This window comes from Dellaglioa sp. CoH-55-MRSF-7, assembly GCF_056782235.1.
This window is the reverse complement of the sequence record NZ_JBXAYI010000121.1, coordinates 1-313: the sequence shown is the minus strand read 5'-3', so window position 1 is coordinate 313 and position 313 is coordinate 1. Positions and strand designations below refer to the sequence as shown.

General features: G+C 55.0%; 1 protein-coding gene. It reads left to right on the top strand.

Annotation, left to right across the window (positions count from 1 at the left end; translation table 11 throughout):
* Positions 1-313, top strand: a 313-nt coding sequence (locus AC1RPU_RS08115) for a hypothetical protein (RefSeq protein WP_481769663.1), incomplete at both ends; no start/stop codon positions are given.

The following is a 313-nucleotide window of genomic DNA, read 5'->3' as shown; positions in this document are numbered from 1 at the left end:
ATCCTTCTGGTCCAAAATCGAGCACACTTCGTGGCGACACGCGAATTCTGGCAGCACTCGACGAACTTGGTCTCTTTCCGCTACCCACTGGTGATAGTGAGGAAGACGAAACAAGTGAACGCGCAAACTTTGACGAGGCACACAAGTCGCTGTACAACAGTCTGGGTACGGTTTCGGTAGCTTACGAAAATCTACTGAAGGAAGGTATCCATAGCGCACCGCCCCCACTTCTGTTCAACGTGTCGTCGCCGTACTCGCAGCGCGACAAGATGATGCGGCTGCTGCGGGAATCGCGGACCCCGGACGGTGAGAA